This is a genomic window from Bacillus sp. FSL K6-1218, assembly GCF_038006445.1.
Lineage (GTDB): Bacteria > Bacillota > Bacilli > Bacillales > Bacillaceae_G > Bacillus_A > Bacillus_A thuringiensis_S.
Genome location: NZ_JBBOVE010000001.1, coordinates 3,758,087 through 3,779,222, shown reverse-complemented (window position 1 = coordinate 3,779,222; position 21,136 = coordinate 3,758,087). Strand labels below are relative to the sequence as shown.

The following is a 21,136-nucleotide window of genomic DNA, read 5'->3' as shown; positions in this document are numbered from 1 at the left end:
ATAATGGTCTCTTTATTTTTTTATCCAATTATATATGTTCCAAATAAAAGAATGGAAAATCATATAACCAAATAAAGAATATGTATGGTTCCAATTCGTACTATGTACAAATAAACCTAAACTTTCAGCAATCTGTTCAAAAAGGCTAGCACAAATACCAATTGAAATAATAAATAGAATTCTAGAAACTTTAGATAATTTTTTTGAAATGTGTATAAAGATAACTGTTAAAATCGGCAGTACTAATAATGTAAAAGCTATATTAACCGAAAATATGGATGAGAAGGGCCTAGCTGGAAAGGAATATATTTGTTTATGAACAAAAAAAGCATCTAAACAAGTGCCAATAATAGAAGAGAGAAAGATTGTAACTACTAATGCTAGAAACTCATTCTTCTTCTCGGAGGAGGACATTTTTCTTTGCGAGAATTGCGAGTTCAATTTTTTCGAGTGTTTTGCAGTAGTCTTCTGTAATTTGTCCATTTATATTTTCCTCCTTATTAACTAAGTAATGTACAACTTGCCAATCGGTAAACCAATCTTCACTGTCAACTTCCTCATGCTTCATATCTCGCCATGCATAGATGAGTGCAGGACTGTATATGCGATAAGCGTCATTTCGTAACTGGCATTTCTTTATTCGGCGCTTATAAAACTCACGGGAAAAAGATTCATTTACACTTGAAAATAAATGGGGCCAGTAATCTTTCCTTGATCCCGTATGCGGATGGTGTTGGGCCCAGCTTATTATTTGAGATAAAACATGTGTATCTCGAAATAATAATGAATACAATCTTTTTCCAATTAATATCCGTTCATGTAAGGAAGTGAAATGTTTCATTGTATCACCAAATAGTAATACTTTTTGCTTCTTATCATTTTCGTAGAATGGGAAAAGGATATGATTAAACTGAAAGAAATCAAAGAGTTTAAATCCAATACTATTTAGTACAGTCTTTTTAAATTGTACATTTTGAATCACTCTTTTTTCTAAGTAGTTTTGTTCATTAATAATAGTTGCAATCGCTAATGTTTTTTTGTTGCCTGTTTTCCAAAAATCGTTCCACATCGTTTCCATAAATGTAGAAACATTTAGGTGAGGGAGAAGGTGAAATAACTTTTGTGATCTCTTTACACTTTGTTCGTAAAGTAAAAATTGAGGGTATACATCTTGGAAAATAAGCCAATTCCCTCTTTCTAAAAAAGAAAAAAATATGAATTGATCTTTCTCTGATAAAATTCTCGTATATAAATCGCCCTTTAAATCAGTCATATTCCAACCGCCGTTACGTGATACCATATGTCCAAGCAGTGCCCAATGTATTTCTGGATATTGAATATAAAATTGGTAGTATGCGCGTGTTCTTGTAACATTATTTTTATTTAGCTGTTCTGTTTGTATTTTTATTTTGTTGATGATGAGTTGCTCTTCTTTCGTTAATTTATACACGGTATCAGAAGGAATAAGCTTGCTTTTTTGTTTCAATTCATTTTTTACATCGAATAGGGAGAGAGGCAGTGCTTTGGAAGGTCCGTTATATGTATGATTTGAATTGCTTCGGTCCATTCCGTTACCTCCCTTTTTCATAAATTTAAACATGATTATTGGCTATGAATCATTCTATTTATTTTATTACGAGTATAAGAAATAAATGAGCGGTGTTTTTTTACAAGGAATTTATTTATCATGCAAACAGTATAAAAAATCTTACTGTTGTGAGGTGAAATGAAAAACAGAAACTATGTTTAATAGTTTCTGTTTTTTTATTTTGTCAATTAAATGTAACAAACTACGATTATGATTTGAATCAATTGAAAATAATTCAATAAATACTATTTAAATTGAGATGTTTGGTAGGAGGAAAAGGAATGTTAAATAAAATAATTTTAATTACTGGTGGTACAGGTTCGTGGGGGCATGAACTTATAAAACAACTATTAGAAAAATCACCGAAAGAAATTAGAATTTTTTCAAGAAATGAAACGGTTCAGTTTGAAATGCAGCAACAGTTTATAAATGATGATAGGTTAAAATTTATAATTGGAGATATTCGTGATAAAGATCAACTAGTCTATGCTTGCCAAGGTGTACATTATGTATTCCATCTTGCAGCTTTAAAACACGTTCCAGTATGTGAGTATTATCCTTATGAAGCTATAAAAACTAACATACATGGTACGCAAAATGTAATTGAAGCCTCTATACAGATGCAAGTTGAAAAAGTTATATATGTTTCAACGGATAAAGCAGCTGATCCATCAAATACGTATGGGATGACAAAAGCAATTGGTGAAAAATTAATGGTTCATGCGAATATACAAACGAAGAAAACAAAATTCATTTGTGTTCGTGGTGGAAATGTTTTAGGGACGAGTGGAAGTGTAGTACCGCTTTTTAAACAACAAATTAAAAAATCTTCACAAGTAGGGATTACCGATGCGAATATGACTAGATTTTTCTTAACAGTTGAAGATGCTGTTGGAATGTTATTTAAAGCCGTATATCAAGGTAGAGGCGGGGAAATCTTTGTTATGAAAATGCCGGCATGTAAAATAACAGATTTAGCGGAAATATTAATTGAAGATTCGGAAAAAGAAAACATTAAGGTAAAAAAGGTAGGGATAAGACCGGGTGAAAAATTAAGTGAAATGCTTCTATCTGAGGTAGAGAGTAAAACAAGTATAAGTTTTGATCAAAATTATTTTGTGGTACTACCGACTATTCCTATAGAAGGACTTCAAGAATATTATTCTAGCTATCCGCTAGTGGATGTGAAGAGTTTTAGTTCTCAACAAGACTTGCTTGCAAAACATGAGGTGAAACAAATGCTATTAAAAGGAGGGTTTTTGCGATGAAAAAAAATGCGAGCCTTTTAATAACTGGTGCAAATGGTTTCACAGGACGCCATGCTTGCCAATATTTTTTAGAGCAGGGCTTTTATGTAATTCCTATGTTTCAAAATCGTGCACATAGAGAAAAAATTAGAAATGGTATTACTTGTAATTTAACTAATAAGAGCGAAGTAATGAAGGTAATGAAACAAATAAAGCCAGACTACGTATTGCATTTAGCAGGAAGGAATTCGGTTATAGAATCTTGGACAGCTGCTCTTGAGTATATAGAGATTAATGTAATAGGAACGTTATATTTATTAGAAGCAATTAAGCAAGAAGCCTCGCATTGTAGAACATTAGTTATAGGATCTGCTTTGCAAGCAGATAGTATGAACGAAATAAAAATTTCAAATCCATATAGTTTAAGTAAAACGATGCAAGTCATTATTGCAGAGGCTTGGGGAGGATTAATGGATTCAAATATTATCATTGCAAAGCCCTCAAACTTAATTGGTCCAGGGGAATCGAATGGCATTTGTTCGATTCTCGCAAAGAAAATGATAGATATAGAATCAGGTAGAAGTAAAGCCATTATTGAAGTAAACAGTTTAAAAGATAGTAGAGATTTTCTAGATGTACGTGATGCGGTTAAAGCGTATCATGTGTTATTACGAGATGGAATAAATGGAAAACAATATAATATCGGATCAGGAGTAAAACGATCTTTATTAGATGTACTAGAACAATATAAAAAATTAACACAGCTAAATTTTTTTATAGAGGAAACAGAGAAAAGTGGGAGCGACTCAAATGAGAGTTTAGCAATAGAGGAAATAAAAAGGTTAGGTTGGATCCCAGAAATTGAATTTCATCAATCATTAAAAGATGTACTTGAGTATGCGAAGTGTAGTGACATCTGCATTCAATGAAAAGCAAAAAAGGGTGTAAGAAATATATGAATGGTTATGAAGTAATAGATAATCAAAATACGCTATTTCTTTCAATTGTTGATACGCTGGACTGGAGAGATGAAGAAGCGCATGTATTGCGTCTTTATGAGGCAATACATAAATATCAAGCGTATGTAGAAGAAAAAAGGGTTAATCGAATAAATTCAGCATTAGAGACCGAAACTAGGTATGTGATTCAAATCTTTGCTCAATATGAGTGTAGTGAGTATGGAAATGATTTTTATGAACTCATTAAAGATCTTTTACAAGATATAGAGGTGGAGTTAAAGATTTATATAAAAAATAATAAGTTTATTTACATTTAAAAGGTAAATATAAAGCTAGATTTTTAATAATAAAGGTGGGTATAAGTTATGAGCAAAACGATTCTTTTTACTGGGGGCGGTACAGCCGGACACGTTATGATTAATATTGTATTAATTCCTAAATTTATAGAGCAAGGATGGAGAGTCGAGTATATTGGATCCAAAAATGGAATTGAAAAATCATTAGTGCAAAATGTTAAATACAATAGTGTTTCAACGGGCAAGCTTAGGAGATATTGGGATTGGGAGAATTTTAAAGATCCTTTTAAAATTATAAGCGGTTGTTTACAAAGTTATAAATTAATTAAGAAAACAAAGCCTGACGTTATCTTTTCAGCAGGAGGATTTGTTTCAGTTCCTGTAGCTATAGGAGCATGGTTAAATCGTGTGCCTATAATTATACGTGAACCAGATAGCACATTAGGACTTGCCAATAAAATAGCATTACCTTTTGCTACAAAGCTATGCACAACATTTCCTCAGACAGGAGAAAATGTAAGTAATGAGAAGAAGGTTTATGTAGGACCGATTGTAAGGGAAGAAATTGAGAAGGGTAACGTATTACGAGGAAGAAGATATTGTGAATTTCAGCAAGATAAACCAGTATTATTAATTATGGGTGGGAGTCAGGGTGCTAAGTGGATAAATGATATGGTAAGGAAATGTTTAGATACAATACTATTAAACTTTAATATTATTCATATATGTGGTAAAGGGAAGGTAGACCCATCTATTGGCATGGAGGGGTATATGCAATTTGAATATATAGGCGACGAGTTGCCGCATATACTAAATATGGCAAGTGTTGTAGTTTCCAGAGCGGGTTCTACTGCTATTTCTGAATTGTTATTTTTGAAGAAACCGATGTTGCTTATCCCGTTAACTAACAGTTCCAGTAGGGGAGATCAAGTTTTAAATGCTGAATATTTTTCACGGCAAGGATATGCGGAAGTTATACTCCAAGACAGAGTAAGTACGAATACATTTATACATGCAGTAAATAAGTTGTATACAAATAAGGAGAAATATATTCAAAACATGAATGGGTATAAGAAAACAAATGATGAGGGGATTCATCAATTAATAGATATAATAAATGAAGTGGTGAAGTAATAGAAATATAGTAAAAAGGAAAGAAGGTATCTTCTTTCCTTTTTACTATATTTGTTCCAATTCATTATTATTTATTCTAATTAGCTTGTACTATGGGTGAATGCCGTTTTCTAATAGCTCAGTAAATGCATTAATATGAATAGGTTTACTGTAATAATAACCTTGAATAAACTGACATTTATTTTTTTGAAGGAAATTTACGTGCTCTTTCGTTTCTACACCTTCAGCAATGACAGACATTCCTAGTGTATTTGCTAATGTGATAATCGTTTTAATAATTTCCATTCCATCATCACATGTTTCAGACATTGTAATAAATTCTCTCGGGATTTTTAACGTATCAATTGGATATAAAGGTAAGTAGGCTAGCGAAGAATAACCTGTACCAAAGTCGTCGATTGAAATGTGAATCCCTAAACTTTTTAGTGTACGCAGTTTTATCAATGTTTCTCGTTCATCCATCATCGCAATTCGCTCTGTTAATTCAAGATCAAGAGAGCTTGCTGGTAAACCTGTATTTGTTAAAGTAGAAGAAATAGATTTTACAAAATCCTCTTGTTCAAATTCTTTAGCAGATAAATTTACACCTATTTTTAAATGTGAATATCCGAGTGCGTGCCAACGTTTCATTTGCTTACAAGCCTGCTCTAATGTCCATTTTCCTATTGAAATAATTTGTAGTGTTTCTTCTGCAATCGGAATAAACTCGTATGGAGAAATAATACCTAATTCAGGATGATTCCACCTAATTAAAGCTTCTGCACCGATAATTTTATTAGATTTACTATCAACTTGAGGTTGATACAAAAGGAACAATTCTTCATTTTGTAGTGCGTTTGGTAAATCTTTTTCTAATCGTAATCGTCTTTCAATTTTTTTAGCGATTACATCGTCATAAATAGAGACAGAATTAAGCTCTTTTGCTTTTGCATCATACATTGCAACATTAGCGTTTTTCAGAAGTGTAGCGGTATCGATTCCGGAATGTGGATAAATAGCGATGCCGATACTCAGTGATAAAGTTAATTTATGCTCATGTATGATGAATGATTTTTTCATGCATTCAAATAATTGGTTGCATAATTGGAATAAGTAATCTTCGTCAGTATAGTTTTCAATTATGATTGTAAATTCATCGCCACCGATTCTTGAAAGATGAGTATGTGATGGAAGACATGATTGGAATCGCTTTGCTACTTCTTCTAATATGTAATCTCCTGACGAATGTCCAAGTGTATCGTTAATTGCTTTAAAGCGATCTAAATCTAAATATAATAAGGCAAACTCGCTTTCTGTTATTTTAGTATTTTTTATAACTCTCTTTAATTTCTTATGGAAAAAGGCGCGGTTCCCAATTTTCGTTACAGTGTCATGGAACGCTAAATATTTTATTTCTTCTTGCTGTTTTTTTAGTGCAGTAATATCTTTCACCATAATATAGCTTCCTGAAATTTGTCCGTCTATTATAATAGGAATGATTGTAACGTATAAAAAATAAGTAAAGCCATCTTTATATTGAGAACTAAGTTGTAAGGATGCCGATTCTTGTTGTTTCACTTTCTCTAATGCCAATGCTAGCTTATGCTTATCTTCATCTAAAATAATCGAAAAACAAGTTTCACCGAGTAACTCATCTGTTGGTGCTCCAAGTAGTACACTCCCAGCCTTATTTACATTTAAGAATATTCCATTTAAATCAATGGTGAAAATAGGGTCAGGATGATATTCATATAATGATTTGAATTTTTGTTGTTTTTGAGAAAGAGCCTCTGATTTATGAACTAAATCAGAAGTCCGTAAAGTAACTTTTTCTTCAAGTTGGGCATTAAATGCCTGCAAACGTTTTGTTAAGGAATTGTTTTGCATACGTACGATAGAATGACGAATGAGTACGAAAATAAAAGTAATACAATTTCCTGTAATGAGAGTTGAAGATGATGTTTGTTCTTTTAATGTAAACCCGATTAGTATTGCAACAGCAAGATAGGGAAATACAACTAAAGCTTTTTTTCCTATTATAGGGTTTACAATGAAATAATTTTTATGGCTATTATGATCTTCTGAAATAGAGCCAGCTATTGCAATAAGTAATATAGGTATTCTATATAAAAGACGTAATAATGTTATCGTTTCAGTTGATAAATGGTTATTTAAGTAAAAATAAATATAGTTAAAAGTTGCAGAACTTATTAATACAAAAATAAAGATATAAATTTTCCGTTTGGAATTAAAAATTGTTGGACGGAAAAAGAGACTAACACCTAGCAGTAGAAATAATAAATCTGCAATTGGGTATAAAAATGAAAGGAAAACATCTCCTAGTGAAAGAGCGAATATATTTAAATTTGGCTGATTAAATAAATACCATTCTAATGTAAATATGGAAGTAAGCACTATGCATATATCACAAATAAAGAATGCTTTTTCCCATTTATTGCATTCCTTTAAAATTTTATAGCAGAAAGCGATAAGACAGAAAAGTAGAAAAAACATGTAAAATACATCAGAAATAGTAAAACGATCTATTGGAATTTCGAAGAAGCTATCCTGATATGTATATACTATTTTCCCTAATAAAAAACTACCAATTGCTATTGTAATACATATCCAAAATGGATTTGAACTGACTTTTTTAGAATATATAGAGTAAATCAGTGATACAAATGTAATGGCTTCAACGATAAGTGAAGCGAAGCGTACATCTGAATTTGAAAAATAAGTAGGGAACAGATAGAAAAACATAAAATAGATTGAATAGCATATTAACGTCCCAATTAATATACATAATTGTAAATTTTTATTTAATTTCAATGAAATCACCTTCTTTAATTATGCACTATGTTCGTTATATCTATACATAATAATATTATTTAAGAATTGTATCAGATTTCCTTATAAAAATCATGTTTATAAGGAAAGTGTTAAAGAGTGTAAGTATTCTTAAAGTTGAAAAAACATTACAGTTGATAGTATAGACTGTATCAAGACTTTAAATAGAAATTGTATATTTAGTCATCCTTTGAATTGTAAAGTTTTTTTATTGATTTGTAAGTGGAGATGCAAAATTGCATATAAAATGATGAGGATCTTTTTTAGGTGAGCTTTTTATTTTTTAATCTGAAAATTAACATTTGTGAAAATGTTGAGAAAGGATGTAAAATAAGAACGTGTATTCTTACAGAGTAGATAGTATTGCCACTAAATAGGGAGGTTTTTTTATGATATATCGAATTAAAGATGCAGAAATATACTATGAAATTGTGGGAGAGGGTAAACCGGTCATTATCATACATGGCTGCTCCCCTGACCATAGGTTAATGATGAAATGTATGGAATCAGTATTTCAGAAATATGAAGGTTATAAGCGAATATATATTGATTTACCTGGTATGGGAAAATCGAATGCTCCAAATTGGATAAATAGTTCAGATCGTATAGTAGAGGTGCTTATCACATTTATTGAGGAAATCATTTCTACTGAAAAATTTTTATTGGTAGGAGAATCATATGGAGGCTATTTAGCCAAAGGTATACTTACAAAGATGTTTGAGAGAGTTAGCGGATTACTATTAGTATGTCCTGTTGTTGTAGCGGAGCCAGAAAAAAGGATTCTTCCAGATAAACAGGTAATTGTACAAGATGAGGAATTTTTAAATACGCTTACTTCCACGGAAAGAGAGGGATTTTGTGAGTTAGCTGTAATAGCAAATCAATATACATATACGCGATTTAAAGAAGAAATTAAGCCTGGGTTAGATGTTGCTAATTATGAATTTATTGAAAGGTTGCAAAAGAATTACTCTCTTACTATGGATTTTCAGCGTGAAAAATATGAAAAACCCGTTCTTTTACTGACTGGAAGACAAGATATAGCAGTAGGTTATCAAAATATTATAGAAATTATTGAAGAATATCCAAGGGCAACATTAGCAGTGTTAGATATGGCAGGGCATAATTTGCAGATTGAACAGCCTGAATTATTTGAAAGTTTAGTAGGAGAATGGATTAGACGAACAAATCAGCACGTTTTATAAAGTATTTTAGTATTACGCTTAAGTGTTGAAATGGGATAAATGAACGTGATTTATTAACTAATAAACAATTTTAAGGAGAAATTATGAGCACATATATTTATATGGTTAGACATGGTGAATCACCAAAACTAGAAGGAAATGAAAGAATGCGCGGGTTAACTGAGAAGGGACATATGGATGCCCGTAGAGTAACTGATATATTAAAAGCGGAGAGAATTGATACTTTTATTTCCAGTCCCTATAATCGGGCTATGTTAACGATAGAGGAGTCAGCTAATTTCCATGAAAAAGAAATAGTAATATATGAAAATCTTAAAGAGTGTATGTTTTCAAGTGAGGATCAGGTTATATCAGACAAAGAGGTGTATCCACTTGTACAGAAGATGTTCTCTAATCCGGACTTTGCACGAACGGAAGGAGAGTCATATGCAGATTGCCAGAGAAGAGTAGTGAAGGTATTAAAAGAAATCTTAATAGATTTTCAAGGACGCAAAATTGTAATTGGTACACATGGGCTTGTCATGACATTAATGATGAACTATTTTGATAAACAATATGGTTTTGAATTTTTAATGAATACGTCAAAACCGGATATATATAAGATGGAGTTTAAAGAAGAACAATTAATGAATGTAGAGAGATTATGGAAAGCGGAATAAAATTAGTTGCATGGATTTTGTTGTAAAAGCTACTTTTATAGCAAAGTCTTTTTTGTTTGAATAGAAAGCATCTTTATCAACTATTTTTAGAATGTTAAATCAATAAGTAATTATTCAGTATTTGAATAAATTATGGGGGAATTGGTTTGGGGAAACAATTTTAAATGTGTCAAAACTCCAAACGTTGGATTTATATTCAATACGTGAAAAAGATGTAGAATTTTGTCTTACTGTCCCCGTTTACTTTTCATTTCATTACATATAGGCTTTGTGGTGTAAAGGAGAAAATCGCCTTTACACAAAATTTATAAGGAGGACATTGTGATGAAAAAGATTAAAAAGTTTGTGGGAGTAGCTTTAGCAGGTACGATTGGATTAAGTGGACTACTGTTTTTAGAACCAAGTGTAAGCGTTGCGGAAGCACAGCAAGTGAAAGTGGAAAATTTCAATACAATTGATGTAACAATGAACCTAAATGAATTGTATGTATTAAGTGGCAGAAGCATTGATATTCTTTCTGGAGATAAAGAAGCAATTCAGTTAAATAAATACACAATTAGTTTTAATAAACCTGGGAAGTATGTGATTAAAGTAAATGGCTGTATTCATGATGATGTATATACTTTTATTGTGAATGAGTAGTATATATTCTTAAATTGCGAGATAAAAACAGAAACACCCTATTTGCGGTGAGAGTCGTAAATAGGGTGAATTTATTTGTATTAAGCTGTACTTTAAATATGTTCACTAATTTTCTTTTTGTTATGTAAAGTATGTAAAAGTGTTTGAAACATCTTAAATGATTGCTGAAAGATTGGACTTTGAATAAAGGTGTACAGAAAAGTTACGATGAAAACAGGACCTCCTAGCATAAATCCAATAACTAGTACAATACATTCTACTATGATTCTAGCACGGCTAATAGAAAGTCCTGTTTTGTCGGAAATAGTAAGCATGAATCCATCACGGGGTCCAGCGCCAACCCCAGCCGCAACGTACATCCCTCCCCCGATACCTGTAATGGCAATACCAGAAAATAAAATGAGTAAGTTTATCCATAAATAATTACTAGCGTCTGGAAGCATGTTTGATTGTAAGAAAAAGTCCATAATGGGACCGATAAGTAGTGCATTCAAAAATGTACCCACATTTATATATTTTCGATCTACTAGTAAAGATATTAGAACGAGACATAACCCACATATGACACTCCACGTACCAATGCTCCATCCAAACTTTTGGTAGAGAGCCATATTTAAAACTTCCCAAGGGTGCAAGCCTAGAAATTTTACTTTGACTGCAAGAGCATTTCCAAGGCCAAAGAAAATTAATCCTAAGAAAAAAAGAAAATAGCGAAAGAGAGTTAACCTCATCTTTAAAACCTCCCATATTTTATAATTATGTATGTTACCTGTTACGGTTTTAATGTACAAATATTATGTCTTTTTATCATTCGTTTAAAAAGGTTAACAATGTAAATGAAATATACATCTTCACAGTCAAAAAAGTTAAAATATTTCTTTTTAAGGATTATAATGGAGAGAGAAACATAAAAGGGAGTGAATGAACTTGAAGCAAGAACTTATTGAAAGATTTACGAGATATGTGAAAATTGATACGCAATCAAATGAAGAAAGCCATACAGTACCAACAACACCAGGACAAATTGAGTTTGGTAAGTTATTAGTGGAAGAGCTAAAAGAAATTGGGTTAGCAGAAGTAACGATGGATGATAATGGCTATGTAATGGCAACACTTCCAGCTAATACGGACAAGGATGTTCCTGTGATCGGATTTTTAGCTCATTTAGATACGGCAACAGACTTTACGGGGAAAAACGTCAAACCACAAATTCATGAAAATTTTGATGGTAATGCAATTACGTTAAATGAAGAGCTAAATGTTGTGTTAACACCAGAGCAGTTCCCAGAATTACCATCATATAAAGGACATACCATTATTACAACTGATGGTACAACACTTCTAGGAGCAGATGATAAAGCTGGTCTTACAGAAATTATGGTTGCAATGAACCATTTAATACATAATCCGCAAATTAAGCACGGGAAAATAAGAGTAGCATTTACACCAGATGAAGAAATTGGTCGTGGGCCAGCGCATTTTGATGTAGAGGCGTTTGGTGCATCATTTGCTTATACGATGGATGGAGGTCCATTAGGTGGTTTAGAGTATGAAAGTTTTAATGCTGCAGGTGCTAAGTTAACGTTTAACGGAACGAATACACATCCTGGAACAGCGAAAAATAAAATGCGCAATGCAACTAAACTGGCTATGGAGTTTAACGGGTATTTACCAGTAGAAGAGGCACCAGAGTATACTGAAGGATACGAAGGGTTCTACCATTTACTCTCTTTAAATGGTGATGTTGAGCAAAGTAAAGCATATTATATTATTCGAGATTTTGATCGTGAAAATTTTGAAACACGTAAAAATACCATTGAAAATATTGTGAAACAAATGCAAGAGAAGTATGGGAAAGATGCAGTCGTTTTAGAAATGAATGATCAATACTATAACATGCTTGAAAAAATTGAACCGGTAAGAGAAATTGTTGATATTGCATATGAAGCAATGAAAAGTTTAGACATTGAACCAAATATTCATCCGATTCGCGGAGGAACAGATGGATCACAATTATCATATATGGGATTACCGACGCCGAATATTTTCACTGGTGGTGAAAACTATCACGGTAAATTTGAGTATGTTTCGGTAGATACTATGGAAAAAGCTGTTCAAGTTATTGTAGAAATTGCAAGACGTTTTGAGGAGCAAGCTTAAAAAAGAACCAAGTAGTACGAATGTGCTACTTGGTTCTTTTAATATAGTACTCGCCACAAATAAAAAGTCGCATAAGATTCCCAATTAGCCCAGTTTGCCGCAAAATCTTTTATTTCATTTTTAGTCGGTTTATTTTCGGATCCTGTTATAAATTTAATTGCATTATGGAGACCAACATCATCAATTGGAAAAGCTGAAGGAAATCTTAAACAACGCATTAAAACATAGTTGGCAGTCCATGGTCCTATACCATGGATAGCAGTTAATTGTTTCTCAGCAACCTTTACATCTTGTGTTTGCAGTAAATCCTCTTTTGATAGTTTTCTCTCTGTAATAAGCTTCGCAATACCGATTAAATATTCACATTTTCTAGTCGTCATTTTTAATTGTTGGAGATCTTCTATATGTAGATTTGCAATTGTTTCAGGTGATGGGAATATCCAATGTTTTCTACCGTCCCATTCTACATAACTTCCAAATTGCTCAACTAATCTTCTTTTTAGTGTATAAGCATATGTTAGGTTAATTTGTTGACCGATAATTCCCCAGGAAAGTGCCTCAAATAAGTCTGGAATACCTAAATTACGAAGGCCATAATATTGTTCAATTGGTCCTTGAAGGAGTAAATCATGTTTAGCTAATGTATAAAAAGGGGCTAAATCAGTAGTTAAATCAAACCATTCTTTTACATAGTTAGCTACAGCATCGCTTACCCATCTTTCATGAGTATATAACTCTCCTAAAAAACGTATTTGAACATTGCCATCAGTATTCAAACTAATTTCAACTAAAGGATTTACATCTTGCACAGGGATAACTTTATAAATTTTGTTGTCTTCAATATGGAACATACATTCATTATTAGAACGTAATAGATAACGTAAATTTTCTTGGAAACAAAATTCTTTCGGAACTGCTACAGATAATGCGCTATTATATTCTGCTGTCATATGAATTCCACCTGCACCTCTTCTAATGCAAGCAATTTTTTCTTCATTTCTAATCCACCCCTAAATCCGGTTAGTTTCCCATTCTTCCCAATAACGCGGTGACAAGGAATTGTAATAAGAAGAGGGTTAGCAGCAATAGCGGAAGCAACGGCGCGCACAGCTTTAGGTTTTTGAATTCTTTCAGCAATTTCTGTATAAGAATATGTCTCTCCATAAGGAATTTCACGTACCGTATTCCAAACAGATAATTGAAAATTAGTTCCATAAGCATCGATAGGGAATGTAAAAGTTTCTCGCTTGTTTTCTAAATACTCGATAATTTCTTTCGTATATATTTGCAAGTAATCTGGACTATGGATCAATATATGTTGGGGCAGTTTTTTTCTAGCCCATATATTTAATTCTTCAAAGTTTTCTTCTTGTGATCCAATGAAACATAGTCCATTTTCAGTTGCAGCAATATGAAATCGCCAATTTTTATGTGTAAGTAGCGTCCAATATATATAATTATTTTTGTAGGAATTCATTATCGTATCCCTCTTTCATTTCGTTCTTTTTTCGATATTCAGTAGGAGTAAATCCGGTTTTCTTTTTAAATAAAGTTGCGAAATACTCTGGGTTTTCTATCCCGACAGCAGTACTAATTTCTTTAATAGATTGATTTGTGTGTAAAAGGTATTCGGTTGCTTTAAGAACCCTGAATTGTTGTATATATTCTATAGGAGTTAGCCCTATTATTCTTTTGAAAGTACGCTGTAAATGAAAAGGGCTACCGTGACACATTTCCGCAAGCATGTCGAGAGTTAAGGATTCGTCATAATGCTTTTCGATATAGTCTTTAATTTGTTCTACCCACTCTTCATTAGGTAAAGTGATCCCGTTTGGCTTACAACGTTTGCACGGGCGAAAGTTTTCACTTAATGCTTGTTCTGCATGATGAAAAATTCGTACATTGTTTCTATTCGGTATTCTTGATTTGCATGATGGCCTGCAAAAGATTCCAGTTGATTTCACAGCATAAAAGAATTTGCTATCATAGGAAGAATCATTATGAATAATTGCTTGCCAATACTCATTTGTTAATGTAACTCTTTCGTTGTGCAAAGAACATCACCTCTGAAATTAGTATAACCTGAATAAAGTGCGTATGTATGTATTCATAAATGTAAGAGCAAGATTACAAAGGTGAAAATATGATTGTTTTTCTATTTTTTGATAGCATGAAATTTGGAAATAAACATCAAGAGGAGGGCTAAAAGTGAAGTTAATTTCATGGAATGTAAATGGTTTGCGAGCAGTTATCGCAAAAGGTGGATTTTTGGAATATCTTGAGGAATCAAGTGCTGATATATTTTGTCTACAAGAGATTAAATTACAAGAAGGGCAAATTGATTTAAATCTAGAGGGATATTATACATACTGGAATTATGCTGTGAAAAAAGGATATTCAGGAACGGCTATTTTTTCGAAAAAAGAACCGCTTTCAGTTACATATGGTTTAGGCATTGAAGAGCATGATCAAGAAGGGCGACTTATTACTTTAGAATTCGAAGATTTTTACATGATAACGTTATATACACCAAATTCAAAACGTGGATTAGAACGATTAGATTACAGAATGAAATGGGAAGATGATTTCAGGTCCTATATCAAACGATTAGATGAGAAAAAAACAGTTATTTTTTGTGGAGACTTAAATGTTTCTCATAAAGAAATCGATTTGAAAAATCCAAAAAGTAATCGTAAAAACCCTGGATTCTCTGATGAGGAACGAGAGAAATTTACATGTATTTTAGAAGAAGGATTTGTTGATACGTATCGTTATCTTTATCCTAATCAAGAAGGTGCATATTCGTGGTGGTCGTATCGGATGGGAGCGAGAGCAAAAAATATTGGATGGCGTTTAGATTATTTTGTTGTTTCGGAAAGAATGAAAGACCAAATAACAGAAGTGAAAATTAATAGTGAAGTAATGGGATCAGACCATTGTCCAGTTGAATTATATATAAATTTCTAAAAAAAGAAGTATCTCTCTAATATTAGGTGGATACTTCTTTTTTTATTCAGTTTGTTAAAATTTTTCAAATCATTCTTGAAATAATTTCATATTAAATATATACTTAGTAACGATAATCATTATCAGTGAAAAGGATTATCAAGTGATAAAGGTGTAAAAGAATTATAGTCTAGGGGAAGTGAACGAGAATGAGTTCTGGATAAAATTATTAATCTAATGAAATATATATATGGGACAAGATTCATATAGTTAAATTTTATTGAGAATATAGTTTGAAAATTCGAGAGGAGACATATAAAGATGAACAAGAAATTATTTACTTTAGGAATGGTTACAGTTTTAAGTGTAGGTTTAGCGGCATGTAATAGTGCGGATAAAACTTCAGGCGAGCAAAAACAACAGACAAAAGCTACGGAAACGAAAAAAGATGAAAAGCGAAAAATTACATATTTAGGTAAAGAATATACAGTGCCAGCAAAAGTAGATAAAATTGCGACAGCTAGTTTAGAGTCAATGGAAGATGCGGCAGTACTTGGAATTAAACCAGTTGGTGCCATTACTGTGGGTGGTAAATTACCGAAGTATCTTGAGAAAGATTTAGAAGGTGCGAAATCTGTTGGTGAGAAAATGGAACCAAATTTCGAAACATTACTTCAATTAAAACCAGACGTTATTACATCAAGTACGAAATTCCCAGCAGAAACAGCTGAAAAGTTTACGAAAGTAGCTCCTACATTCCCGGTATCACACGTTTCAACAAATTGGGAAGATAACTTAAAGTTAATGGGAGAATTAACTGGTAAAAAAGATAAAGCAGAAAAAATTATTAAAGACTACAATTCGGACGCTGAAAAAGCAAAAGCAAAACTAGGAGATAAGTTAAAAGATAAAAAAGTACTTGTCATTAGACTAAGAGCAAATGACTTATTCCTATACCCAGAAGGAGTATACTTTAACCCCGTAATTTATAAAGATCTTGGACTAACTGCTCCAGAACAACTTAAAACGGTAAAAGCACAAGAAAAAATTTCTTTAGAAAAATTAGCTGAAGTTAATCCTGATTATATCTTCTTACAATACGAGGCAAGTGAAAATAATAAACCGAAAGTGCTAGAAGACATTGAAAATAATCCAATTTGGCAAAGTATGAACGCTGCGAAGGAAAAGAAAGTATTTGTAAATGTTGTAGACCCAATGGCACAAGGTGGTACAGCTTGGAGTAAAACAGCATTCTTAAAAGAAGCAGTGAAAGATTTATCTAAATAATACAATAAGTAAGGTGCGTTGAATGATATGCAGAAAACAAATGCAGTACCAGTAACTATATTATGTATAGCACCCATACTCATCTTATTTACAGTTATACTTTCGATTTTGTATGGGGCAAAAAGTATTGACGCTGAAACAGTGTGGAACGCATTATTTCATTTTGATTCAAGCGATGTAAATCATAATATTATTATTACTTCACGTTTACCAAGGGTAGTTGCAGCTCTTTTAGTCGGAGCATTTCTAGCCATATCAGGAGCACTTATGCAGGGGATGACAAGAAACTATCTTGCATCCCCTTCTATTATGGGTGTGACGGATGGCGCTGCCTTTGTTATTACACTTAGCATGATTTTTCTTCCGGGAATGTCATCAATTGGTATGGTTTTATGTTCAATGATTGGTTCTGCACTAGGAGCCGGTATCGTGTTTGGTTTTGGTTCGCTCCTTCAAAATGGCTTATCACCAGTTAGGTTAGCGATTATAGGAACAGTTATTGGAACATTTTTAAGCAGTGTATCGGCTGCAATGGCTTCGTATTTTCAAATTTCTCAAAATGTTAGTTTTTGGTTTAATGCAAAGTTAGATCAAGTAGATCCTAATATCATTAAAATCACGATACCGTTTGGGATAATTGGAATAATTTTAGCACTGTTAATATCAAAATCTATTACCATTCTTTCATTAGGCGAAGAGGTTTCTATTAATTTAGGGCAGCGTACAAAACTAGTCAAAGCGATGGCAATTTTATCAGTTATCTTTTTAACAGGAACAGCAGTTGCTTTAGTGGGGAAAGTTGGTTTTGTAGGTTTAATTATTCCGCACATTACCCGCTTTATAATTGGGGTAGATTATAAGTGGATTTTGCCATGTGCAGGTGTTATTGGTGGCGTTTTCTTAGCGTTATGTGACGTTTTGAGTAGATTTGTAAACTATCCATTTGAAACACCTATTGGAGTCGTTACCTCCTTAATTGGAATTCCTTTCTTCCTTTATTTAATCCGTACTAGAGGAGGAGAGAGACATGCTTAAAAGTTCAAGTCAACGTTTCGGAATGACGATGGGGATTATTATATTTTTAATTTTTGTTGCTATTTATATTAGTTTAACGAACGGTACGTTTGATATTACGATTACGGATGTATTTAAAACACTTTTTAGAATTGATCCAGTACCAGAACATGATCTAGTTATCTTTGATTTTCGTCTTCCACGCATCGTAATTGCTGGGTTAGTAGGATTAGGCCTCGGCGTTGCAGGTGCTGTTATTCAAGGGATTACGAGAAATGGATTGGCAGACCCAGGTATTTTAGGCGTAAATGCAGGAGCAGGAACAGCGATCGTCATTTTTATGTTTTTCTTTCAAGGACAATTAAAAAGCACAGACTGGGTTTCTATTATGATGATGCCAATGTTTGGTTTAGTAGGCGGATTAGGTGCAGCTATCATCATTTATCTGTTTTCTTGGAAAAACGGTAAATTAGATTCGCAGCGACTTTTATTAACAGGGATTGCAATTGGATCAGGATTTGGAGCCTTTTCTATGTACTTATCACTCAAAATGAAGTCAACTGATTTTGAAATGGCCGCAGTGTGGGTGTCTGGAAGCATATATAGTGCGAACTGGAAGTATATTGTGGCTATGTTACCATGGCTTATTATCTTAATTCCGCTTATACAAAAGAAAGCTTATTTATTAGATTTATTTCAATTGGAAGAAACGAGTATTACAAGTTTAGGTGTTTCAGTAGAAAGAGAGAAATCGATTTTACTATTAAGTAGTATCGGGCTTGTGAGCGCATGTGTTGCTGTTTCAGGGAGTATCGGTTTTATTGGCTTAATGGCACCGCATATAGCGAAAAGGCTTGTCGGTATTCAACATAAGTATATAATTCCTACGTGCGGCGTAATCGGAATGTTTCTTGTAATTGCTTCAGACTTTATTGCGAAAACAGTTTTCACACCTGTAGAGCTACCTGTTGGAATCGTTATTTCTATTGTCGGTGTACCGTATTTCTTATATTTACTTTATATGGCGAAAGCGTAAGAGGAGGAATAAAAGTGAGTATTTTAAGTGCAAAAAATTTAGAAACAAGTTATGAAAAGCTTACAGTGTTTCGCGATTTAAATGTGGAAATACAAGAAGGAAAAGTAACGACAATTATAGGCCCAAACGGTTGCGGTAAATCGACATTGTTAAAAACAATGGGAAGAATTTTAAAACAAAAAAGTGGAAAAGTATATTTGCAAGGGCAAGATTTACATACAATTCCAACGAAAGAAATTGCGAAGCAGTTAGCTTTACTCCCGCAAACTCCAATTGCACCAGGTGAACTTAAAGTGGAAGAATTAATTTCTTATGGACGCTATCCACATCGCAATAACGTAAATAAGTTAACGACAAAAGATAAAGAAATGATTGATTGGGCATTAGATATAACGAAAACTTCTGAATTTCGAACGAGACAAATTGCAAATTTATCAGGCGGTCAAAGACAAAAGGTATGGCTAGCGATGGCATTAGCACAAGAGACAGAAGTGTTGCTATTAGATGAGCCAACTACATACCTTGATATGTCTCATCAATTAGATGTATTACAAATTGTGGAGAAGTTAAATAAAGAACATAATTGTACGGTTGTTATGGTATTACATGATATTAACCATGCATCAAGGTTTTCAGATGAAATTATTGCAATGAAGGAAGGCGAAATTGTTACAACTGGTAGCCCAGAAGAAATCATTACAAATGAAGTGTTAAAAGAAGTATTTCATATTGATGCGCGTGTCATGATTGATCCGTATAATGGGGCTCCTGTTTGTTTCGGTTACGATAGCGTTGTATCTCAAGAAGAAAAAATCGAAATATATGTAACAAGTTAAAAGGGGGGGATAGGGTGAATACTACAATTGAAAAACAGCAGATTATAACATCTAATACAGAGCAGTGGAAAATGTATTCAAAATTAGAAGGTAAGGAATATCAAATTCATATTTCAAAGCCGAGGCAACCAGCACCGGATTCAGGATATCCTGTCATTTACGTATTAGATGGCAATGCCTTTTTTCAAACATTTCATGAAGCAGTTAAAATACAATCAGTAAGAGCGGAAAAAACCGGTGTTTCACCAGCTATTATAGTAGGAGTGGGTTATCCAATTGAAGGCGCATTTTCAGGGGAAGAAAGATGCTATGATTTTACGCCTAGCGTAATTTCAAAAGATGCCCCTTTAAAACCAGGCGGTAAACCGTGGCCTAAAACAGGAGGAGCACATAATTTCTTTACTTTTATTGAAGAAGAATTGAAGCCGCAAATTGAAAAGAATTTTGAGATTGATAAAAGTAAGCAAACGTTATTTGGACATTCTTTAGGTGGACTATTTGCTTTGCATATACTATTTACAAACTTAAATGCTTTTCAAAATTATTTTATTAGTAGTCCATCTATATGGTGGAATAATAAATCCGTACTTGAAAAAGAAGAGAACCTTATACATGAATTAAACAATGCTAAGTTTGAAACAGGAGTGTTCCTTACAGTTGGGTCACTAGAACGAGAGCATATGGTTGTAGGTGCAAATGAATTATCAGAGCGCCTTCTCCAAGTAACCCACGATAAACTTAAATTTAAGTTTTATGAAGCTGAAGGGGAGAATCATGCATCTGTTGTGCCGACGTCTTTAAGTAAAGGGTTGAGGTTTATTAGTTACGTATAGGAAAGAAGGTAAGCAATTGCTTACCTTTTTTTCCTTATTGTTTAAAGGCAACGTATCCATCAATTAAAAAACTAGTGAAAAAGCGAGTCATTTGAGTAAAGCCACATTCCTTCATGATAGTTAATAAATTAGCTATGAAAGCTTATAGTTTTACAATGCGTGAGAAGCAAGTAATACGTAAAATTCTTACAGGTATGTCGACAAAGGAATTAGCCGAAGAACTTTGTATATCTATATACACGGTACAAGATCATTTAAAATCCATTTTTGAAAAGACTGGGGTAAGTAGCAGAAATGAACTTGTGTGGGAAGTATTTTCGAAGTTTTGCTTTGATGCCACTGAATGAAAATAAAACAAGTCTACAAAGATCACATGAAGTACGGTGGATGAGTTGTAGAATTGAGCTTAAAAAGGTTATGGATGAAACATTCCATAACCTTTTTTAATATGTAGAATTGTCCTTT

Annotated in this window: 21 protein-coding genes and 2 pseudogenes; 15 read left to right on the top strand and 8 right to left on the bottom strand. The window is 32.9% G+C overall.

The annotated features are described in order from the left end of the window. Positions 1-12: 12 nt before the first annotated feature. Together MHI26_RS19125 and MHI26_RS19120 are read right to left on the bottom strand one after the other, a co-directional pair. Entirely contained in the window at positions 13-414 is a 402-nt protein-coding gene (locus tag MHI26_RS19125) for a CBO0543 family protein (RefSeq protein ID WP_140338025.1), read from the bottom strand. After that, positions 389-1,567: a DUF2515 domain-containing protein gene (locus tag MHI26_RS19120; protein WP_000376167.1), complete on the bottom strand. Its 1,179-nt coding sequence runs from the start codon at positions 1,565-1,567 to the stop codon at positions 389-391. Before MHI26_RS19120 ends, MHI26_RS19125 begins: the two co-directional genes overlap by 26 nt. 302 nt (positions 1,568-1,869) lie before the next feature. Between MHI26_RS19120 and MHI26_RS19115 the strand changes: the two genes are divergently transcribed. From MHI26_RS19115 to MHI26_RS19100, 4 genes are read left to right on the top strand one after another with little or no spacing between them, the layout of a single operon-like run. Further along, a complete protein-coding gene (locus tag MHI26_RS19115; RefSeq protein ID WP_061666416.1) occupies positions 1,870-2,856 on the top strand; it encodes a UDP-N-acetylglucosamine 4,6-dehydratase family protein in 987 nt (328 codons plus the stop codon). Beyond that, positions 2,853-3,764 (top strand): NAD-dependent epimerase/dehydratase family protein, encoded by a 912-nt coding sequence (locus MHI26_RS19110; protein ID WP_061666417.1) that lies wholly within the window; start codon positions 2,853-2,855, stop codon positions 3,762-3,764. Before MHI26_RS19115 ends, MHI26_RS19110 begins: the two co-directional genes overlap by 4 nt. After that, positions 3,761-4,111 carry a DUF6572 domain-containing protein gene (locus MHI26_RS19105; RefSeq protein ID WP_080546863.1) on the top strand — a complete coding sequence of 117 codons (351 nt, stop codon included), beginning with the start codon at positions 3,761-3,763 and terminating at the stop codon, positions 4,109-4,111. The genes MHI26_RS19110 and MHI26_RS19105 overlap by 4 nt, the downstream gene beginning before the upstream one ends. Positions 4,112-4,159: 48 nt before the next feature. Further along, a complete protein-coding gene (locus MHI26_RS19100) occupies positions 4,160-5,224 on the top strand; it encodes an undecaprenyldiphospho-muramoylpentapeptide beta-N-acetylglucosaminyltransferase (RefSeq protein ID WP_000047568.1) in 1,065 nt (354 codons plus the stop codon). Between the two features lie 90 nt (positions 5,225-5,314). Here the strand turns inward: MHI26_RS19100 and MHI26_RS19095 are convergent, their stop codons facing one another. Further along, positions 5,315-8,035 carry a sensor domain-containing protein gene (locus MHI26_RS19095; RefSeq protein WP_000773569.1) on the bottom strand — a complete coding sequence of 907 codons (2,721 nt, stop codon included), beginning with the start codon at positions 8,033-8,035 and terminating at the stop codon, positions 5,315-5,317. Positions 8,036-8,442: 407 nt separating this feature from the next. Between MHI26_RS19095 and MHI26_RS19090 the strand changes: the two genes are divergently transcribed. The 3 genes from MHI26_RS19090 (at position 8,443) to MHI26_RS19080 (ending at position 10,559) form a co-directional block, all read left to right on the top strand. Further along, positions 8,443-9,258: an alpha/beta fold hydrolase gene (locus MHI26_RS19090; RefSeq protein WP_061666418.1), complete on the top strand. Its 816-nt coding sequence runs from the start codon at positions 8,443-8,445 to the stop codon at positions 9,256-9,258. Positions 9,259-9,341: 83 nt separating this feature from the next. Beyond that, a complete protein-coding gene (locus MHI26_RS19085; protein ID WP_000109171.1) occupies positions 9,342-9,917 on the top strand; it encodes a histidine phosphatase family protein in 576 nt (191 codons plus the stop codon). A gap of 324 nt (positions 9,918-10,241) precedes the next feature. Next, a complete protein-coding gene (locus tag MHI26_RS19080) occupies positions 10,242-10,559 on the top strand; it encodes a hypothetical protein (protein ID WP_000721347.1) in 318 nt (105 codons plus the stop codon). A gap of 92 nt (positions 10,560-10,651) precedes the next feature. Here MHI26_RS19080 and MHI26_RS19075 read toward each other — a convergent pair whose 3' ends face one another. After that, positions 10,652-11,290 (bottom strand): YczE/YyaS/YitT family protein, encoded by a 639-nt coding sequence (locus tag MHI26_RS19075; RefSeq protein WP_001241253.1) that lies wholly within the window; start codon positions 11,288-11,290, stop codon positions 10,652-10,654. Positions 11,291-11,486: 196 nt separating this feature from the next. Between MHI26_RS19075 and pepT the strand changes: the two genes are divergently transcribed. Further along, positions 11,487-12,719, top strand: coding sequence for a peptidase T (gene pepT / locus MHI26_RS19070; protein WP_000806998.1), 1,233 nt, complete (start codon positions 11,487-11,489; stop codon positions 12,717-12,719). Positions 12,720-12,757: 38 nt separating this feature from the next. Here the strand turns inward: pepT and MHI26_RS19065 are convergent, their stop codons facing one another. The 3 genes from MHI26_RS19065 to MHI26_RS19055 are packed head-to-tail and all read right to left on the bottom strand — an operon-like array spanning position 12,758 to position 14,773. Next, complete coding sequence (locus MHI26_RS19065) at positions 12,758-13,669, bottom strand: DNA-3-methyladenine glycosylase family protein (protein WP_061666419.1); 912 nt, start codon at positions 13,667-13,669, stop codon at positions 12,758-12,760. Next, positions 13,666-14,196: a methylated-DNA--[protein]-cysteine S-methyltransferase gene (locus MHI26_RS19060; protein WP_001089846.1), complete on the bottom strand. Its 531-nt coding sequence runs from the start codon at positions 14,194-14,196 to the stop codon at positions 13,666-13,668. Before MHI26_RS19060 ends, MHI26_RS19065 begins: the two co-directional genes overlap by 4 nt. After that, entirely contained in the window at positions 14,177-14,773 is a 597-nt protein-coding gene (locus MHI26_RS19055; RefSeq protein WP_000551398.1) for a bifunctional transcriptional activator/DNA repair enzyme AdaA, read from the bottom strand. The genes MHI26_RS19060 and MHI26_RS19055 overlap by 20 nt, the downstream gene beginning before the upstream one ends. 154 nt (positions 14,774-14,927) lie before the next feature. Between MHI26_RS19055 and MHI26_RS19050 the strand changes: the two genes are divergently transcribed. The 6 genes from MHI26_RS19050 (at position 14,928) to MHI26_RS19025 (ending at position 20,671) form a co-directional block, all read left to right on the top strand. Further along, complete coding sequence (locus tag MHI26_RS19050) at positions 14,928-15,686, top strand: exodeoxyribonuclease III (protein ID WP_061666420.1); 759 nt, start codon at positions 14,928-14,930, stop codon at positions 15,684-15,686. Positions 15,687-15,986: 300 nt separating this feature from the next. Further along, complete coding sequence (locus MHI26_RS19045; protein ID WP_001035497.1) at positions 15,987-16,952, top strand: iron-hydroxamate ABC transporter substrate-binding protein; 966 nt, start codon at positions 15,987-15,989, stop codon at positions 16,950-16,952. A gap of 27 nt (positions 16,953-16,979) precedes the next feature. Continuing rightward, positions 16,980-17,987 carry a FecCD family ABC transporter permease gene (locus MHI26_RS19040; RefSeq protein WP_001173064.1) on the top strand — a complete coding sequence of 336 codons (1,008 nt, stop codon included), beginning with the start codon at positions 16,980-16,982 and terminating at the stop codon, positions 17,985-17,987. Continuing rightward, a complete protein-coding gene (locus tag MHI26_RS19035; protein ID WP_000920437.1) occupies positions 17,980-19,002 on the top strand; it encodes a FecCD family ABC transporter permease in 1,023 nt (340 codons plus the stop codon). Before MHI26_RS19040 ends, MHI26_RS19035 begins: the two co-directional genes overlap by 8 nt. A gap of 14 nt (positions 19,003-19,016) precedes the next feature. Next, positions 19,017-19,838 carry an ABC transporter ATP-binding protein gene (locus MHI26_RS19030; protein WP_000025766.1) on the top strand — a complete coding sequence of 274 codons (822 nt, stop codon included), beginning with the start codon at positions 19,017-19,019 and terminating at the stop codon, positions 19,836-19,838. Positions 19,839-19,852: 14 nt separating this feature from the next. Next, positions 19,853-20,671, top strand: a complete 819-nt coding sequence (locus MHI26_RS19025; RefSeq protein ID WP_001098321.1) for an alpha/beta hydrolase — start codon at positions 19,853-19,855, stop codon at positions 20,669-20,671. Positions 20,672-20,705: 34 nt separating this feature from the next. On the opposite strand, the pseudogene MHI26_RS19020 reads toward MHI26_RS19025, so the two are convergent. Continuing rightward, positions 20,706-20,801 (bottom strand): annotated as a pseudogene (locus MHI26_RS19020) (class I SAM-dependent methyltransferase); the annotation flags it as partial. Between MHI26_RS19020 and MHI26_RS19015 the strand changes: the two are divergent. Continuing rightward, positions 20,800-21,018: pseudogene (locus tag MHI26_RS19015) on the top strand (helix-turn-helix transcriptional regulator); the annotation flags it as partial. The pseudogenes MHI26_RS19020 and MHI26_RS19015 overlap by 2 nt on opposite strands. Between the last annotated feature and the right edge of the window lie 118 nt (positions 21,019-21,136).